Source organism: Falsihalocynthiibacter sp. CO-5D18 (assembly GCF_041205445.1).
Lineage (GTDB): Bacteria > Pseudomonadota > Alphaproteobacteria > Rhodobacterales > Rhodobacteraceae > Falsihalocynthiibacter > Falsihalocynthiibacter arcticus.
The window spans coordinates 372,346-389,172 of the sequence record NZ_JBGFCF010000002.1; the positions used below are offsets into that span (position 1 = coordinate 372,346).

General features: G+C 52.8%; 13 protein-coding genes. 5 read left to right on the top strand and 8 right to left on the bottom strand.

What is annotated here, in order from left to right; genetic code table 11:
* Positions 1–92 precede the first annotated feature (92 nt).
* Positions 93–2,672: a methyl-accepting chemotaxis protein gene (locus AB9F27_RS04360; RefSeq protein ID WP_335584994.1), complete on the top strand. Its 2,580-nt coding sequence runs from the start codon at positions 93–95 to the stop codon at positions 2,670–2,672.
* A gap of 640 nt (positions 2,673–3,312) precedes the next feature.
* Here AB9F27_RS04360 and AB9F27_RS04365 read toward each other — a convergent pair.
* From AB9F27_RS04365 to AB9F27_RS04390, 6 genes are all read right to left on the bottom strand, one after another.
* Positions 3,313–4,410 carry a primosomal protein N' (replication factor Y) - superfamily II helicase gene (locus AB9F27_RS04365; protein WP_335584993.1) on the bottom strand — a complete coding sequence of 366 codons (1,098 nt, stop codon included), beginning with the start codon at positions 4,408–4,410 and terminating at the stop codon, positions 3,313–3,315.
* Between the two features lie 25 nt (positions 4,411–4,435).
* Positions 4,436–5,548, bottom strand: coding sequence for an SPFH domain-containing protein (locus tag AB9F27_RS04370; RefSeq protein WP_369757576.1), 1,113 nt, complete (start codon positions 5,546–5,548; stop codon positions 4,436–4,438).
* A complete protein-coding gene (locus AB9F27_RS04375) occupies positions 5,548–6,510 on the bottom strand; it encodes a DUF2927 domain-containing protein (RefSeq protein WP_335584991.1) in 963 nt (320 codons plus the stop codon). Before AB9F27_RS04375 ends, AB9F27_RS04370 begins: the two co-directional genes overlap by 1 nt.
* Positions 6,507–7,700 carry a toxic anion resistance protein gene (locus tag AB9F27_RS04380; RefSeq protein WP_335584990.1) on the bottom strand — a complete coding sequence of 398 codons (1,194 nt, stop codon included), beginning with the start codon at positions 7,698–7,700 and terminating at the stop codon, positions 6,507–6,509. The genes AB9F27_RS04375 and AB9F27_RS04380 overlap by 4 nt, the downstream gene beginning before the upstream one ends.
* Before the next feature lie 13 nt (positions 7,701–7,713).
* Entirely contained in the window at positions 7,714–8,586 is an 873-nt protein-coding gene (locus tag AB9F27_RS04385; RefSeq protein ID WP_335584988.1) for a 5-bromo-4-chloroindolyl phosphate hydrolysis family protein, read from the bottom strand.
* A gap of 276 nt (positions 8,587–8,862) precedes the next feature.
* The gene (locus AB9F27_RS04390; protein ID WP_335584987.1) at positions 8,863–9,825 is read right to left on the bottom strand and encodes a pseudouridine synthase; all 963 of its coding nucleotides are present in this window, start codon (positions 9,823–9,825) and stop codon (positions 8,863–8,865) included.
* 73 nt (positions 9,826–9,898) lie between these two features.
* Between AB9F27_RS04390 and AB9F27_RS04395 the strand changes: the two genes are divergently transcribed.
* Positions 9,899–10,351: a nucleoside deaminase gene (locus AB9F27_RS04395; protein WP_335584986.1), complete on the top strand. Its 453-nt coding sequence runs from the start codon at positions 9,899–9,901 to the stop codon at positions 10,349–10,351.
* On the opposite strand, the gene rimO is transcribed toward AB9F27_RS04395, so the two are convergent.
* Positions 10,348–11,736, bottom strand: coding sequence for a 30S ribosomal protein S12 methylthiotransferase RimO (gene rimO / locus AB9F27_RS04400; RefSeq protein ID WP_335584985.1), 1,389 nt, complete (start codon positions 11,734–11,736; stop codon positions 10,348–10,350). The two genes, AB9F27_RS04395 and rimO, sit on opposite strands and share 4 nt — an antisense overlap.
* A gap of 131 nt (positions 11,737–11,867) precedes the next feature.
* Here rimO and AB9F27_RS04405 point away from each other — a divergent pair, with 131 nt between their 5' ends.
* Positions 11,868–13,835, top strand: a complete 1,968-nt coding sequence (locus AB9F27_RS04405; protein ID WP_335584984.1) for an AsmA family protein — start codon at positions 11,868–11,870, stop codon at positions 13,833–13,835.
* Positions 13,836–13,893: 58 nt separating this feature from the next.
* Here the strand turns inward: AB9F27_RS04405 and AB9F27_RS04410 are convergent, their stop codons facing one another.
* Positions 13,894–14,460 (bottom strand): GcrA family cell cycle regulator, encoded by a 567-nt coding sequence (locus tag AB9F27_RS04410; protein WP_039002729.1) that lies wholly within the window; start codon positions 14,458–14,460, stop codon positions 13,894–13,896.
* 217 nt (positions 14,461–14,677) lie between these two features.
* On the opposite strand from AB9F27_RS04410, the gene AB9F27_RS04415 reads away from it, so the two are divergent.
* The gene (locus tag AB9F27_RS04415; protein ID WP_369757592.1) at positions 14,678–15,421 is read left to right on the top strand and encodes an ABC transporter permease; all 744 of its coding nucleotides are present in this window, start codon (positions 14,678–14,680) and stop codon (positions 15,419–15,421) included.
* A 205-nt stretch (positions 15,422–15,626) separates the two neighbouring features.
* Positions 15,627–16,808: an aspartate aminotransferase family protein gene (locus tag AB9F27_RS04420; RefSeq protein ID WP_335584982.1), complete on the top strand. Its 1,182-nt coding sequence runs from the start codon at positions 15,627–15,629 to the stop codon at positions 16,806–16,808.
* Positions 16,809–16,827: the final 19 nt, after the last annotated feature.

The following is a 16,827-nucleotide window of genomic DNA, read 5'->3' on the forward strand; positions in this document are numbered from 1 at the left end:
GAGTTTCCCATTAGCAAAAAGGCAAGAGTGCGCAGTTAGGTCGTCTAGCGTCATGCACTTCCCCAATAGATCGTCTCAATGAGGAAACCGGTATGAAAGTGATATCTATTTTTAAGAACCTTAAGGGCACCACGCGAACGGTTTTCTTTAGGGTCTCCGCAATTGTTGCCCTTTGCACCGCCGCTGTTGCCGGCACAATGACGGCGTTATCTCTGGATGCTCAGTACAATGTTGCTCGAGAAAATACAAAGGAACTCGCAATAAATCTCACATCCTTTTCGGCAGTTCAAAGTGCGGGCTCGATAAGGTTTGCAAACCCGCAGGCTCTAGAAACGATCATCCAGGGAGCGGTTCAGTCCTCTGGCGACTCCGCGTTGGAAGCTATCGTTCTGGATGCAAAAGGGGAGGTCTTGTATACATATTTGGGACAAGAAGCTTTAGTTTCAGACCTCAAAAACTTAGCGACAAAAGCAATGGAAACCGGTGAAATCGAGACTGCTGGTGATGGGTTTTACGTGGCGGTCCCTTCGCTATTTGGAAAGGACAGCAGCGTGGTAGGTGTTGTCGCTATGCTCTGGAGCCCGGATCCAGCGATCTCACACATAGCGGATCTTCAAAAAAAGACAAACCTCATAGCAGGGATAGTGTTCCTTGTTGCTCTTGTCATTGTTTCGATTTTGCTGCGCGGCTTTTTGTCGAAGCCGTTGGTACGTCATCGCACGGCGATGGATGATGTTGCGCATGGAAATTACACAATCGAGGTTCCAAACCTCAAACGCAAAGATGAAATCGGAGACATCGCGCGAACCCTCGAAGACTTTAGGACAACTCTATTAGAGGCGGAAGCGACGTCTCGAGAGAGCTTGTTTAAGGGGGCCGCATTTGAATCGTCATCCTCTGCTATGCTGATGGTAGATCAGGACCTAACGATTAACTACATTAACAGTGCCTTTTCGAAGATTATGATGGCAAACCAAGAGAACCTTTCCAGCAAACTCAAAAAGCTAAATCCGTCGGAAATTGTTGGTAAACATTTCTCGATTTTTCACGGAGAAGGTAGCGGGGCGGAAAGTATTCCGGAGGATTCAGACAATCTTCCACATATATCCGACATTGTCATGGGCGAAACCCGTGTCGAACAATCAATCAACGATGTCGTTGACGTTAATGGAATCTCGATTGGTCGAGTCATTGAATGGAAAGATGTAACGGAAGAACGGCTGAATCAGGCGATCCTTACATCGTTAGATTCCAGTCAAGTGCGTGTGGAATTTAACGCCGCCGGAGAACTGGTAAAAGCTAACGATAATTTTTGCAGATCTTACGGGAGTGAGGAAACTCAACTTCTCGGGCATCATTGCCGCGATGTTTTTTCCGAGAATTTGGAGGCTTCTGCAGAAGAAAGAGATTACTGGCCCGCGCTTTCTAAAGGTAAGCCATTTTTTGGACAGTTTGAGTGCGGCATCCCATCTGGCGAAAATCTTATCTTCGACGGAAGCTTTAGCCCTGTAACTGGTCGCCAAGGAAACGTGAACCGTCTGGTTTTTATCGGTACAGATGTCACAACCACACAACGGGAAATCCAAAGAGCGGAAGAGCAGCGTAAGGCTTCAACGAAAGAACAGGATGCGGTTGTCGAGGGTCTACGAGCGGGTCTCAATAGTTTGTCCAAAGGTGACCTAACAGCATCAATTGAAATAGAGTTTTCACCACAGTACGAGCAACTCCGTAGTGACTTCAATGAAGCGATTGACGCCTTGCGAAAAGCCATGGGGAGTGTTGTTGAAAATTCTGAAATGATCCGGGGGGAAACCAACGAAATCTCCAAGGCGGCAGACGACCTTTCTCGCCGTACCGAAACCCAGGCAGCAACCCTTGAGCAAACCGCGGCAGCACTTGATGAAATGACATCTTCAGTGAGTTCAGCGGCGGAAGGGGCAGGTATCGCGCGGAAAATGGTAATCGAAGCGCGTGATAATGCGGAGGCCAGCGGTGAAGTGGTTCGTGAAGCAGTCGCAGCGATGAGCGAAATTGCGAGCTCTTCACAACAGATTTCAAAGATTACTTCGGTAATTGACGAGATTGCCTTTCAAACAAACCTTTTGGCACTGAACGCAGGTGTTGAGGCGGCGAATGCGGGCGATGCAGGTCGAGGATTCGCAGTTGTGGCAACCGAAGTGCGTGATCTTGCTCAACGGTCGTCACAAGCCGCAAGCGAGATTAATGCTCTCATTTCAGCCAGTGAGGGGCATGTGAAACGAGGTGTGCAACTCGTTGACCAAACGGGTGATGCATTGAGGGGGATTTTTGATCGCGTGTCTGAAATTTCGACACATGTAGGAGAAATTGCTGTATCAGCAGATGAACAATCTCGAGGTCTTGCGGAAATAAACATCGCGGTCAACCAACTGGATCAGGTCACGCAACAGAACGCTGCAATGTTTGAAGAAACGACTGCCGCAAGTCACGCATTGACCAGCGAGGCTGAGAACCTCGCGACGACTATGGCCCAATTCCTTTTATCTCGCGAGGGGGAGGCCGCTCGAAGACCACCTCAAATGCAAAAAAATGAAGCTCAAAAGCCAACTGAAAAACCAACGGCGAATGTAAGAATGGTGGGGAATGGAGGCCAAGTGCTTTCCTCAACAGCTGAGAGTTGGGAAGATTTTTAGTTCGAAAACAAACAAACTGTTGTCCAATTAATTATTGGGCAACAGTAAAAATGTGAGCCGGTTTTTTCCTGAATTAGTAAGCAATAAATGTTTCTCATAAACCCATCGGTCTTTGCCTAAATGCGTTCGATTGTGGTATAAGTTTTACGCCAACTTACCTGCGCTCCAAGTTGCCTCCAGGCTGACCGCAGCCCTTGGGGTAAATGTACACTTTCCGCCGACCTTGGGCCACTGAAGTGGTCCGGCAAAACTGGACCGCGTGCTAAGGTGTATCCAACACGAATGAATGGATACGAGAATGACGAAGCGGCGAAACTTTTCGGACAAGTTTAAGGCTGCTGTGGTTTTGGATTAAGGCATTGGTTAGTTCTTGTCTGAAACCCTCGTGGCGGCACAAATGAAATCTGGCGAGTGAAACGATGTAGTAAGCTGGGCTACTCAACGATGCCGTCGAAAAGAGCACAGGTCTCTGGGCGTGGAAATAGACCGTGAAATCAACCTTCTGAACAATATGAATTTGAGTAGGGTTACGCCCCACCAAAAAAGTTGATTGAAAATAGTCCCTTAAGGCTTGCTCAGTCACAATTACCCTTTGGGAAAACACCTCGACTTAAAATCTGTGTCTAAGGTTAGTAATGCGTTAGGTCGACTGCGCGTAAAAATACCCAAAAACGGCGGCGAGCCCCAAGGCCAAAAGGACTGAAAACGCGATTTTCCATGCCGAATATGGCCTCTCGCCTTCTACGCGGCCAGTTTGACCATTTACAACAAAACGGTATGTTTTGCCTTGATACTTATAGGCTGCGAGCCAAACCGGTAGAAGAATGTGTTTAAAAGTTACGTCGCTAACGGAGGTTTCGATTGCGCCAACCTGTTGGCGATCCCCGCCGATATCAAACTTCACATCGCGTAAAATCTGGCGATCCATTTTCTCTCGCGCAAACGAGAATCCATTTTCCAAGTCGATTGAGTAACCTTCTGCCTTGAAGCCAGCGAGGTAAAACGCTTGAAACGGTTCCAATCCGCTAAGATCCCATGGCTCCAACGCCTGTGTATAACGGGTCGGCAAAGCTTTACTGGCGAGCACCAAAACATCATCAAAAAGGCGCGAAACGCGACCTGATACTGGGCTCCATCGAACCTTGGTTACAGTGCGTTGAACTTTTTTCCCATTTTCAAAATGAGTCGATGTTGTCTGATACTCCGTTCCGCGTTGCCCCCGATACCGCGACTTAGTATCTGCATCAAATGTCCAGTAGGGAACGTATATTCCCTGCATTCTCCGCCCTTTTCTTGCATATGCTTTTAGTCCATTCGGAGCGAACCACAGCCGCCCAAGCCATGCTGACATCGCATCGTGGGCGGTTGTTTCTTCGAGTTGAAACGGGAGGACAGCACTTGGCTTAATCTGACGGTGAGAACCAGTATCAACAACAACCGGAGTGGCGCAAAAAGGGCACTCGGATGCGTGGTTTTCTCCGTCAAACCCCACCTGCGCGCCGCAATTGGGGCAACTTGTGACGCGGTTCTCTTCGATCTCGGCGGATGGCAGCGCATCTGCCAAAGCAGATTTGAAATCCAATTCAAGAATGGTCGTTTTGGGCTCCACACGGTCTTCTTGAAAGCCGCATTGATTGCATGTGAGCACACCTGTTTTGGGGGAAAACCTCAGGTCTGCCCCACAGTTTTCGCACGGAAATAGGTGCTCCTCTTGAGGCGTATTCTCAATGGTATTCATAACGCGAAACGCTCCGATTCTCTGACTATTCAGCACCAGGAGGGGGAGGGGGCATTATGGTGAACAAAGTGGCGAGCGCCCCAATTTCAGAAGCCTTTTTCCACCCGTCTTGCCCCGCAGTCCAAACAAATGTCTCGCGCGTGAGTTGCCCGTCCTGTGCCATGCGTCCCATTGTTGCCCGCGAAAACGGGCCGGATGTCTCGCCATTGTTTGCCGTATGCCACACGTGTTCAACCGGCGCGGGCGGGGGAGTCGCGGGCGCCGCTGCCTGCACAGTATGCGCGCCCCATGGTCCAGCAAATTGGCTCGCCATCGCCATGCCCATGCCCGCACCAAGTCCAGCGGCCATACCGCCGCCTGCGGGGTTTTGGGCCGCCGTGGTCATGGCTTCAGCGGCGGAAAATTGCGTGTATTTCCCCAAGTCGCCCGCGAGTCCAACAGAGGTGTGTTTGTCCAAAACCGCTTCGACGGCGGGCGGGAGGCTGATGTTCTCAATGTAAAGTTCGGGGATCGAGAGGCCGTATTCCGCCAGCGTTGCGCTGATTTGGGCGGCAACAAGTTTACTCAGGTCGCCGGTGTTCGCAGCCATATCGAGGACAGGAATGCCAGAGCCCGCAATGGAGCGACTAAATTCCTGAACAATTATATTGCGAATTTGAAAGCTAATTTCGTCCATCGTAAATTCGCCGTCCGTCCCAACGATTTCACGCAGGAATACCCCAGGATCGGTCACGCGCACGGAATAGGTTCCAAAAGCGCGCAGGCGAATAGGGCCAAATTCGGGGTCCCGACACATAATCGGGTTTTTGGTGCCCCATTTAAGGTCGTTAAAGCGCGTTGTATTTACGAAATAGATTTCGGATTTGAACGGGCTTTCAAACCCATGATCCCAGTGTTGAAGCGTTGTCATCACGGGCATGTTGTTGGTTTCCAACATATAAAGCCCGGGGGTGAACACATCCGCCATTTGGCCTTCGTGGATGAAAACCGCCGATTGACCTTCACGCACCGTCAGCTTTGCCCCGTATTTTATCTCGTGACCTTCCCGTTCAAAACGCCAAACCATTGTGTCACGCGTGTCATCCGTCCATTGAATGACGTCAATAAACTCACCCGTTAAAAAATCAAAAATTCCCATTATATTCTTCCAATCTTTTCAGGTGTTTCAGGGGCCATCAGCTCGCGGGCAATTTGATCGACAATCGGGCGGGCTGTTTGCGCATCCATTCCGGGGGTAAGGCGCGGATCATAGAGAATGCGCAAAAGGTATTCATCATGCGTGGTTAAAAGTCCAAATTCTTCGTCGTCGTTGAAAATTGAGGGGCGCGCAGCGTCGCTGTCATTTGAAAGGCCGAGGCTTTGTGCGATTTCCTCGTGAATACAGGATTTGCGCAGGAGGTCGGGATGTTCGTCCCGAATGATCACAAGCGCGCGCCCGATGTATTTGGAGGCATGCCCCTCACTGTAGGATTGCGCGATACACAGGTCATTTTTCGTAATTTGAGTGAGGGCTTGTATATCGACGTTCGAAATTTCTGGGATAATTTCCCGCAACAATGGGCCCGCCGCGAGACGTTCATCTTCGTTTAAGATCAACACAAATAAGTTGGCCGATTGCCGTGATCCCATTTGAATCGGATGGCCGGTTACGCGTTCCAAACGGCTTGCAAAACGCTTAACTTCCGCTTGATCCGCGCGTTGTTGGGACTCTGTTAGGGTTTCACCAAGGATAACGTTTATGACCACGGGATTTTTCCAGCGGCGCATTGGGAAAGCGACTTCCTGTGCCACGAGCCGTCCGTTGACCATGGAAAACTCCGCAAAAAAAGCGATTTTCATGAAGTTCTCGGCCAGATCGTTGGCAGTAAACGCAACATCCACACCGCCGCCATCTGTCCGCAAAAGCCCTTTCACAAGAAAGTCTTCTTGCAGCCGGCTAAAGCTATTCAGGTAGAATTGACTTAACTCTGACCGCCCTTTGGGTGGCGCGACGGGTTTAGGCTCCGGTGGCTTGCTTGATACCACGTCTGCCTCGCACCCCAAAAGGAGCGAGAGGCCGATGACGAACATTGCCAGTTTTATCGGAGCTTTAAGCCTCATTCGCTTCCGACAGCCGCCCCAATCTGATGCCCCGTACCGTCGTCACGTGATTTCGCGGCTGCCAAAGTTTCCTTGAGGTCTTTTTCCATTTTGATAAGTTCAACTTCGGCCTCCGCACGGCGCCGTTTCCCTTCGTCCGCAAGCGCGAGGCTATCGTTAATCGTACCAATAAGCTCTTGGTTGGCGATCTTAACTGCTTCAATATCAAACACACCGCGCTCCATCTCTTTGCGCACAACCGTGTTCGCCTGACGCAAATTGGTTGCATTGGAGGTGAGTAATTCATTGGTTAAATCATTGGCGTCGCGGACCGCATGTGCGGCTTCGCTGCTGCGTTGAATTGTAACGGCTTGCGCCAGTTGCGTTTCCCAAAGGGGAACTGTGTTCACCAATGTCGAGTTGATTTTCGTGACCAAAGATTTGTCGTTTTCTTGGACAAGCCGAATGGACGGAAGGCTTTGCATCGTAACTTGACGCGTGAGCTTGAGGTCATGCACGCGGCGCTCAAGGTCGTCTCGCGCAGATCGTAAATCGCGCAGTTCTTGCGCAACCATCACGGCGTGTTCAGGGTCCGCGGCGGTTACTTCACCCTCTTTCTTGGGAATATCGGTACCGTCCAAAACTTCCATTTTTTCCGCTCCGGCGGTGATGTACAGCCCAAGTTCATCATAGAAATTCAAGGTTTTTCCATATAGCTGATCTAGGGATTTGATGTCTTTGAGGAGCGTGTGTTCATGCGCCAATAGGTCGTCGGTGATTTTATCGATCTGGCCCTGTACGTCTTCAAACTGTGCAAGGAATTGGGCGAAAGGTGCGGCTTGGCCCGTGATTCTTTCCCACCAGCTTCGCTTGCGGCGGACATCCAGTTCGGAAACGCTAAAGCCACGAATTGCCGATACGATTCCACTCAAACTGTCGCCTGCGGGGCCTACATCCTTGTTTTTAACATCCGCCAGCATGGCTTGGCTGATGACCTGAAGTTCGGCTTGGGCTGAGGATCCGAAATTCACGATCGACCCCGTGTCACTCATATCTAACTCGTCCATGCGCCGCTGGATTTCCGCGGCAATGGGGGCGGGCGCGGCCTTAAGCGATACCAGATCGGTCTTGGGCTCTGGCAATTCAATGGCCACAACTTCATCAACCAATGGCTTGGCTTTTTCGGCTTCTTTGCGAATAGTTTCGGTCATAAAAATCCCCTCGTTACAAATTTTCGCGAGCAAGGCGCTCACGAAGAACCTCAATTTCAATATCTAGGTCGACGGTATTGTCCTCGAGCAGTTTTGAAATGCGTGCAGCAAAATTGTCGCCTAAATATTCTAGTAATCCCTCATAGTCCTCGCGGGCTGTTTGGTTTTGATTGCGATTGTAGATGTCGGAAAATTTGATGGTCGCGTCGCGTGCAGCCTTTAGATAGACGCCCATGAATTTTCGCGCCGACGTTAAATCACGCGGGTCTTCTTCCACGGTTCTAAACAATTGGCGGGCAACGTCCGCAAAATCTTGGACTTGAGCGATCAATCGGCGGTCCTCGGTACGCTTGATGGCGGCATCCATGCTCGTCAAATAGCTCTCACCTTCTTGGACAACGCGTGCTACGCGGTCTTGCTGAAACAGGTCGACCCCATCCGCGCCTTTGTCTTTCATTGGGTCCACCCCAAAGGAAGCAATGTGTAGAATAAAGCCAAGGGCACCGAAAATAATGACCGCCAAAAAGGCGCTCCCACTCGCGAATCCCGCGACAGACAGGCCTGCGCCCATTAAGATTGCCGCAAATAACTTTCGGGGAAAGGCGGGGCGGCGGGCAACACTTCTGGCTTCATAGGCTTCTTGCGCAGCGACACCCTCGCGGGTCAACCAAGCGGCCCCAAGAAGTAGCGCGACAGCGAGAAGGGACGCCGCCATTTCTGCTGGAGACCGGAAAAATGCCAGTATGGCAAGGGGAATAGGCGCGGCAAACAACAGGTTAATCCGTGCTTTCGCGGGAGCAGGCTTCTTGCCACGAAACGGATTGGGCGCATCCGTCTGGGAAGACGAACCTTGGGGGCTAAACTGGCCACCATACCGCTGTGCCATTATACCGCTCCCGAAAAGGTCACATAAAGGACGAGCGCAAGTAGCAGGACAAATGAGAGCTTTTTAAGTCCGGTCTCTGCCATAAGGTCCCTCAATTAGATGTGTAGAAACATTTGTTTTCTATAAAGCACTTTAGGACTTCATGATAGCAAAAGGCCCCGAAGTTGAAAGTGTATTTTCGATATAAGTGTGATCTCTGGCGAGCCTTCGCCAGAGAATTGAGGTCGTTAAAGGGAACGGCTCCAAAAAAACGGGCGGATACGGGCCCTATTGGGCTTACCTGCCGCGCGGTTTTCCTTGCGGTTTACCACTCGGACGGGAAGGCGCGGATTTTCCACCGCTTCGATCGGGGAAGGACCGTTTGTCCGCAGGTTTACCCGTGCGTTTGCCGCCGCCCCGTGGACCTTTGCTGGCAGGAGCATCAAGCTCGGTTCCGTGACGCGGCATTTTCCCGACGGGTTTGCGCTGGCGCACGATACGAGGTTTTTCATCTTCATCGGCCAAAGGCTCTTGGCCAAGTTGATCGCGAAGAACGCGTGTTTTTACTTCTTCGATATCGCCTGGCTTAAGTTCGCCCAGTCGAAACGGCCCATAAGACACGCGCAACAATCGGTTTACTGTCAGGTCAACTGCGGCCATCGCACGGCGAATTTCACGGTTTTTACCTTCGCGAATCGATACAGTAAGCCACGCATTGGCCCCTTGTTGGCGGTCAAAACTAACGTTCATCGGCTGAAATTTTTCGCCATCAACAACGATTCCGGCGCGCAGGGGGGCCAAAGACTCTTCCGTTGGGCGTCCGTTTACCCGCACACGATAGCGGCGCAGCCAGCCCGTTGAAGGGAGCTCGAGCTTACGTTTGATCCCGCCGTCGTTGGTCAGAAGGAGCAATCCTTCAGAGTTGATATCGAGGCGACCAACACTCAAAACGCGGCCAAGTTCGACCGGCAACGTATCAAAAACTGTTTCACGGTCTTTTTCATCGCTATTGGATGTCACAAGGCCCAGCGGCTTGTAGTAGAGCCAGAGGCGGGCGTGTTCAGGTTCGGAAATTGGCTGATCATCAACGCAAATTTTGTCCGCCCCCGTTACGTTCAACGCGGGGCTTTCAATAATCTTGCCGTTCACCGAGACACGGCCTGCTTCAATCATGCGCTCCACTTCGCGGCGCGATGCGACGCCTGCGCGAGCCATAATCTTGGCGATGCGTTCGCCGGTTTTTTCACTAGAATTTTCCATGACCCGCTTTACCTCACCATTTGGGAAATAGAAAGCCGCTTGGCACGTGGCGACGAAACAGGCACAAAGCAGCATGCAACCGTTTCAAAGCTATATGAATCTGGCCCTTTTGGAAGCCAAATCGGCCGCCATTCGTGGCGAGGTACCGGTCGGCGCCGCGTTGGTTGGCCCCGACGGGAAGGTTTTGGCCGTCGCAGGGAATCAGACGCGTGCGGATTGTGATCCCACCGCGCATGCGGAAATCCTCGTTCTGCGCGAAGCGTGTCGCTTGTTAAAGTCTGAGCGGCTGTCTGCTTGCGACCTCTATGTCACCCTTGAGCCCTGTCCAATGTGCGCGGCGGCGATTTCAGCGGCACGGATTCGGCGCTTATATTACGGCGCGAGTGACCCCAAATCCGGTGGGGTCGAGCGCGGGCCACGTATATTCGCGCATTCCCAAGCGCACCACGTACCCGAAGTATATGATGGAATTGGCGCGCGTGATTCCGAAGAGTTACTCAAGAGTTTCTTCCAAGAAAGGCGCTAGTTTTTAACCAGCGTCCCCCACAGATCATATTCGCTGGCTTCGTCGACCATGACTTTGACAATGTCGCCCGGCTTCAGATTTTCAAACCCTTCGTCGATGAACAGGTTGCCGTCAATTTCCGGAGCATCGGCCTTTGTGCGACATGTCGCGGCTTCATCGTCGACTTCGTCCACGATGACTTCTTGCACAAATCCAACTTTTTTCTCCAGCTTTGCGGCTGAAATGGCCTGTGATCTTTCCATAAACCGATGCCAGCGTTCTTCTTTCACTTCTGGCGACACGTGATCGGGCAGGGCATTACTGCGCGCACCCGCAACGTCTTCGTATTTAAAGCATCCAACGCGGTCGAGTTGGGCCTCATCCAGCCACTCTAACAAATGCTCAAATTCCGCTTCCGTTTCGCCGGGGAAACCAACAATAAACGTGCTGCGCAAAGTCATGTCAGGACAAATTTCGCGCCACGCATTGATCTCGTCCAAGGTTTTTGCTCCCGCTGCCGGACGCGCCATGCGGCGCAGGACATCGGGGTGCGAATGTTGGAACGGAATGTCGAGATAGGGCAGAATAAGCCCATCCGCCATCAGTGGAATAAGATCGCGCACATGGGGATACGGGTACACATAGTGGAGGCGAATCCACGCATCCATATCGCCAAGTTCCCGCGCCAAATCGGTGATGTGGCTACGTACTTCGCGGTCTTTCCACGGATTTAAATCGTATTTTCTGTCCAGACCATATGCACTGGTATCTTGCGAAATCACCAAAAGTTCGCGAACACCCGCTTCCACCAGCTTTTCAGCCTCGCGAAGAATCGCATGGGCTGGGCGGCTCATCAACTTGCCGCGCATGTCAGGGATAATGCAGAATTTGCACTTGTGATTGCACCCTTCAGAAATTTTGAGATAGCTGAAATGACGCGGCGTCAGTGAAACCCCACGGGCGGGCAAAAGATCGATGAACGGATTTGGATTCGGCGGAACAGCGCTGTGCACCGCGTCCAAAACCTGCTCATATTGATGCGGGCCTGTCACAGCCAAAACGCTGGGATGCGCCCCCGTGATATACTCGGGGTTCGCGCCCAAGCATCCGGTAACAATTACTTTTCCGTTTTCTTTAAGGGCTTCACCGATGGCCTCAAGGCTCTCGGCTTTCGCGCTATCAAGGAAGCCGCAGGTGTTCACAATCACGGCTTCCGCACCCGCATAATCTGGCGAAATCGCGTATCCTTCGGCGCGTAAACGCGTCAGAATCCGCTCACTATCGACAAGGGCCTTGGGGCAACCAAGGCTGACCATCCCAATTTTGGGCTGATCGGCGCGGATAGGATCGGTGATGATCGCGCGGGGCGCGAGATCGGGGCGGAGTTCTGGAGGATTCTGGCTCATCCCTGCGCTATACACCCGAGTTCGCGACGGAGCAATATCGCGTTGTTGTGTTGCGCAGTGGAGGATGCGCCCATTGTTTCATGCATCCATCCCCCCTAGATTAAAGGGAATAGAAAAAAGTGAGGTGAACGATGCGGTGGATTTTTAGAGCCTTCATGATTGTTGCGACTTTGGCTGTGCTGGGTGTCTTCGCGATTGCCCTCATTCCCGGCAAGAAACTCGCTGAAATCGCCGCCGGGCAGATTGCGGAATTTACGGGCCGCGAAGTGACCCTCTCGGGCGACGTGACGACCAAAATATTCCCCCGCCTTTCGGTAACGACGGGCCCCATCGCGGTTGCGAACGCGCCTTGGGCCGAAGACGCGCCGTTGCTCACGGCCGAGGGCCTGACGATTGGGGTGGAGTTATTGCCCCTGCTGCAGGGAAATTTTGAGTTTAGAGACATTAAAATCCTGCAACCCAACATTCGGTTGTCGGTGGCAAAAGATGGTCGAAAAAACTGGGACTTTTCTGGAAAACCCACGGCGGCGGCAACGGCCCAAGTGGCGAAAGCGCCCTCAAGCGGACCGCGGCGCGTTACTGTTGAATACGCAGGCATTAAAGACGGAGAGATTCATTTTTATGACGATGCCTCAGGGCTGCGGGAATCTCTCAGTGACGTAAACTTTGAAGCGCGTTTCCCCGAATCTGACGGGGAAATCCGGGTGTCTTTGAGCGGACAATACAAAGGGGCCAGTCTGGACGTTCAGGCGGGTTTGGATCGTCCGATGGGCTTTTTGCTGGGCGATATTGCCACTTTGGACACAACCGCGTCGTTAGGGGGCGCCAAAATTTCCTATACGGGCAAGCTCGGTTTGTCCGGACTGGTTATGGACGGAGATTTGGTGGCCTCAATTGCCGCAGGATCGCCCCTTTTGAACGCGATAAATGCGGGGAACAACGCGGGTCCCAAAGCCCTAAGCATGAAGGGGAAACTTGTTCGCACTCCGGATGGGGCAACATATGTGCGGGGTGGCGAGTATAAGATCGGAACCCAAGTTCTGCGTGGGGATATTGATTTTAAAGCTGGCAAAGATCGGCCCGTCATTAAAGGGATATTTACCGCCCAAGACTTGAGCCTCCCTGAGCTTCAAGGGGCGAGCACACAAAGCCAGACAAGTCTGACCGCAAACTCCGGCGGATGGTCGACGGCTCCAATTGATGTCTCAGGCCTCTCTGCGGTAGACGCGGAAATTTCATTGACGGCGACGTCTCTTGATCTTGGTGTCGTCGAATTTGGACCAAGCCAAGTCCTGATGAAGTTGAATGCAGGCAGGGCGGTTTTTGATCTCAAAAAGGTCAAAGCTTATGGCGGTGATCTCGCGGGTGAATTCGTGGTGAATGGGCGTGGTGGCCTTTCGGTTGGCGGCGATTTAACCATGAAGGGCGTTCAGACGGACCAACTTCTTGGGGCGCTCGTTGACTTTGACCGTTTGGTAAGCCCGGCAGACGTTCGGGTGAAATTCCTTGGGGTCGGCAATAATTTGGATGCGATTGTAAAGAGCCTCTCGGGGCAGGGCGCGATCAATGTCCAGAAAGGCGTCCTGAAGGGGGTCGATGTTGAGCAAATGATCCGCACCTTGGATCTTGGGTATCGAGGCACGGGGCAGCGCACCGTTTTCGAAAGTATTGATGCGACATTTAATATCACCGATGGGATTATGTCGGGGACCGACCTCGCATTTAGGGCCAATGGGCTTATTGCGGAAGGGCGTGGAAAAACCAATCTGAGCCAGAAATTATTGGTCTATCGCCTAACGCCGACCGCGCTTGTTTCCCCTGACGGGACTGGTGGGGTTCGCGTGCCGTTGCTTATACGTGGTCCATGGGCCGACCTTCGTTTTTCGCTCGATCTTGAGGCGATCGTTAATCAGGAGTTGAGTGCGGAGAAAGCGGTTCTAGAGAAAAAGCTGAAAGACGCTGAGAAAGCTGCAAAAGCCAATGCGATTAAAAAACTTGGCGTGAAGCAGAAAAAAGATGAGAGCCTAGAAGATGCGGCGCGGCGCACTCTTGAAGAAACCGCGACCAAAGAATTGCTGAAACTCCTAGGGCAAAACTAATCACGCAAATAAAAAAGGCGCCACAAACGGGCGCCTTTTAAAATACTGTTCCGACTGTCTAGCGGCGACGCTCGCGGCGGCTGCTCATCGGCTGGAAGGCCACGCCCACATGCGCTTCGCAATAGGGTTTGCCGGCCTTGGTGTCCAAACCACAGAACCAAAACTCTTCGGTCGCAGGGTCGCCAATTGGCCATTTGCAGGTCCGCTCGGTTAGTTGCATGAGGGTCAGCTTCTTCGCTGTTTTCTCAACTTCGCGCACAGAGGCCATGGCTTCTGGGCTGATCTCATTTGCCGAGGGTTGCGGCGGCAAGGGTTGGCCCGCAGGAATGATGGCCTTGCGAATTGGGATCGGGCGCGTCGGCTCGGGGCTCACCGGCTTGGCCTCAACTTTAGGCTCAACGCGCGGTTCGGCGGCTTTTGTCCGTGCCGCAGGTTTCGCGGGGGCGGCTTTCTTCTCGGGTGTGGTTTTCGCTGTGGTCGTGCGATTAGACAGACCCAAACGGTGCACTTTGCCGATAACGGCATTGCGCGTCACGCCACCAAGTTCTTTAGCAATCTGACTCGCAGATTGTCCTTCGCCCCACATCTTTTTGAGGGTCTCTACGCGCTCATCTGTCCAGGACATATCTGTTCCTTAAGTAGGGCTACGCGCGCACCAAGAATGGCCCGCACCTGCAGCCTGAAAGAATTCTATTCTCCCTCTATTTTAAACACCCTGACACGGGATACAAGACACAGAGTCGGAATCCACGTGAATCGCTACGATAAGTTGAAGGAAAATGGCAGTGCATAACGAAAATACCCTCGGAGAACGTCGTTTCGGTCGCATCAATTGGCTGGGGATGGCAACACTTGCCCGCCGCGAAACCCGCCGGTTTGTCGTCGTCTGGACACAAACGCTTCTCGCCCCCCTCGTAACGGCCGCCCTTTTCTTGGCCATTTTCAGCGTCGCCATCGGCCCAACGCGTGGCGATATCGCAGGGGTGCCGTTCCTGCATTTCCTCGCGCCCGGTATCCTGATGATGACCGTCATCCAGAATGCTTTCGCCAATACCTCCTCGTCAATTGTAGTCTCAAAAGTGCAGGGGAATATCGTCGACACCCTCATGCCGCCACTGTCTGCCCTCGAACTTCTCCTTGGTTATATGGCGGGATCAGTGGTGCGCGGAATGATGGTTGCCGTCGCGATTGGACTTGGCATGCTCTTTTTCCTCGGAATTGAAATTCAGCATCCGATTTGGGCTCTTGTCTTTGTTTTCCTTGGCAGTTCCATGATGGGCGCCGTGGGAATTGTGGCCGGAATCTATTCCAATAAATTCGATCAAATGGCTGCGATCACCAATTTTATCGTCACCCCCCTCGCGTTTCTTTCGGGGACATTTTACACCATCGACACCCTGCCGCCGCTCATTCAAACCATCACCCGCGCCAATCCGGTCTATTACCTAATTGATGGTGCGCGTTATGGCGTGATCGGCCATACCCAAACGCCGTGGCTTGGTCTTGTTGTGTGTACGGCGGCGACATTGGCAGTGATGGCTCTGTGTTGGGTTTGGTTCGCCAAAGGCTACCGCCTTAAAGCTTAACGGAAATTTATTCTTCCCAAGGGGCAGAGATGTCGATATACGCGTCGGCATGATCATAAGCACAAATATCTCGAACCGACGCCGACGCTAGGCAAGCTGCGGCCTATTCGCTATTGATCCTGCGCAAAATCGCGCACCCCTCTCCAAAATCTTGACATGCCTGTGCCCATGCGGCACCAAAGTCTCTTTTACAAGGACCAACCCGATGATTTCATCCGTTCTTCCGACCTACAATCGCGCTCCCCTTACCTTCGTTAAAGGCGAAGGCGCTTGGTTGATTGAAGCTGACGGACGCCGATTCTTGGACCTTGGGGCAGGGATCGCTGTCGCCGCTTTGGGCCATGCAAACCCCACACTTGTTGCGGCCTTGACCGAGCAGGCGCAAAACCTGTGGCACACCTCCAACCTCTATGAAATCCCCCAACAAACCGCGCTGGCGAATGCTTTGGTCGAAGCCAGCTTCGCCGACACCGTGTTTTTCACCAATTCGGGTACCGAAGCCTGTGAACTCGCCGTGAAAATGGCGCGGAAATATTGGTTTGATAAAAGCGAACCTGAACGTGTCGAAATCCTAACGTTCGACGGCTCGTTCCACGGGCGTTCCGCGGCAGGTATTGCTGCGGCGGGATCGGAAAAAATGACCAAGGGCTTTGGCCCCCTCGTCGCCGGTTTCGTCCATCTCCCCTTTGGCGATACTGAGGCCGTCAAAGAGGCACTGTCCGACAAAACGGCAGCAATCCTGATTGAACCCATCCAAGGCGAAGGCGGCATTCGCGTGCTTCCCGACGCCGACCTCAAGGCCCTGCGCGCGATCTGTGACGAGGCAGGCATTCTGCTTATTCTTGATGAAGTTCAATGCGGTATGGGCCGCACAGGCCGCCTTTTCGCGCATGAATGGGCGGGGATTACCCCCGACATCATGATGGTCGCCAAGGGTATCGGCGGCGGCTTCCCGATTGGTGCGGTTCTCGCTACCGAAAATGCCGCATCTGGCATGACCGCTGGCACGCACGGCTCGACTTATGGTGGCAATCCTTTGGCCTGCGCCGTCGGAAATGCCGTGATGCGCGAAATCAACACGCCCGAATTCCTCGCCGAGGTGAACCGCAAAGCGGGCCTCTTACGGCAGGGGCTAGAAGGGCTTGTCGCCTCCCATCCTGACGTGTTCACCGAGGTGCGCGGAATGGGTCTTATGCTCGGCCTCAAATGTGTGCCCGCCCCTGGTGACATCGTTGCTGCTGGTTACCAAAATGAGGTTATCACTGTCCCTGCCGCCGATAATGTCATCCGCCTGCTGCCCCCGCTAAACCTCGCCGACGAAGATATCGCCCAAGCGTTCGCGCGCCTGGATGCCACAGCAAAAACGATCGAAAACGCCTTGCTCTAAGCAACCTCGGCTCGCTAAG

Bases quoted from the DNA above. Each gene is read 5' to 3' on its own strand.
- AB9F27_RS04385 (WP_335584988.1), bottom strand. From the start codon at position 8,586: ATGGCACAGCGGTATGGTGGCCAGTTTAGCCCCCAAGGTTCGTCTTCC.
- AB9F27_RS04370 (WP_369757576.1), bottom strand. From the start codon at position 5,548: ATGGGAATTTTTGATTTTTTAACGGGTGAGTTTATTGACGTCATTCAA.
- AB9F27_RS04420 (WP_335584982.1), top strand. From the start codon at position 15,627: ATGATTTCATCCGTTCTTCCGACCTACAATCGCGCTCCCCTTACCTTC.
- AB9F27_RS04380 (WP_335584990.1), bottom strand. From the start codon at position 7,700: ATGACCGAAACTATTCGCAAAGAAGCCGAAAAAGCCAAGCCATTGGTT.
- AB9F27_RS04395 (WP_335584986.1), top strand. From the start codon at position 9,899: ATGCAACCGTTTCAAAGCTATATGAATCTGGCCCTTTTGGAAGCCAAA.
- AB9F27_RS04390 (WP_335584987.1), bottom strand. From the start codon at position 9,825: ATGGAAAATTCTAGTGAAAAAACCGGCGAACGCATCGCCAAGATTATG.
- AB9F27_RS04405 (WP_335584984.1), top strand. From the start codon at position 11,868: ATGCGGTGGATTTTTAGAGCCTTCATGATTGTTGCGACTTTGGCTGTG.
- AB9F27_RS04375 (WP_335584991.1), bottom strand. From the start codon at position 6,510: ATGAGGCTTAAAGCTCCGATAAAACTGGCAATGTTCGTCATCGGCCTC.
- AB9F27_RS04365 (WP_335584993.1), bottom strand. From the start codon at position 4,410: ATGAATACCATTGAGAATACGCCTCAAGAGGAGCACCTATTTCCGTGC.
- AB9F27_RS04360 (WP_335584994.1), top strand. From the start codon at position 93: ATGAAAGTGATATCTATTTTTAAGAACCTTAAGGGCACCACGCGAACG.
- rimO (WP_335584985.1), bottom strand. From the start codon at position 11,736: ATGAGCCAGAATCCTCCAGAACTCCGCCCCGATCTCGCGCCCCGCGCG.
- AB9F27_RS04415 (WP_369757592.1), top strand. From the start codon at position 14,678: ATGGCAACACTTGCCCGCCGCGAAACCCGCCGGTTTGTCGTCGTCTGG.
- AB9F27_RS04410 (WP_039002729.1), bottom strand. From the start codon at position 14,460: ATGTCCTGGACAGATGAGCGCGTAGAGACCCTCAAAAAGATGTGGGGC.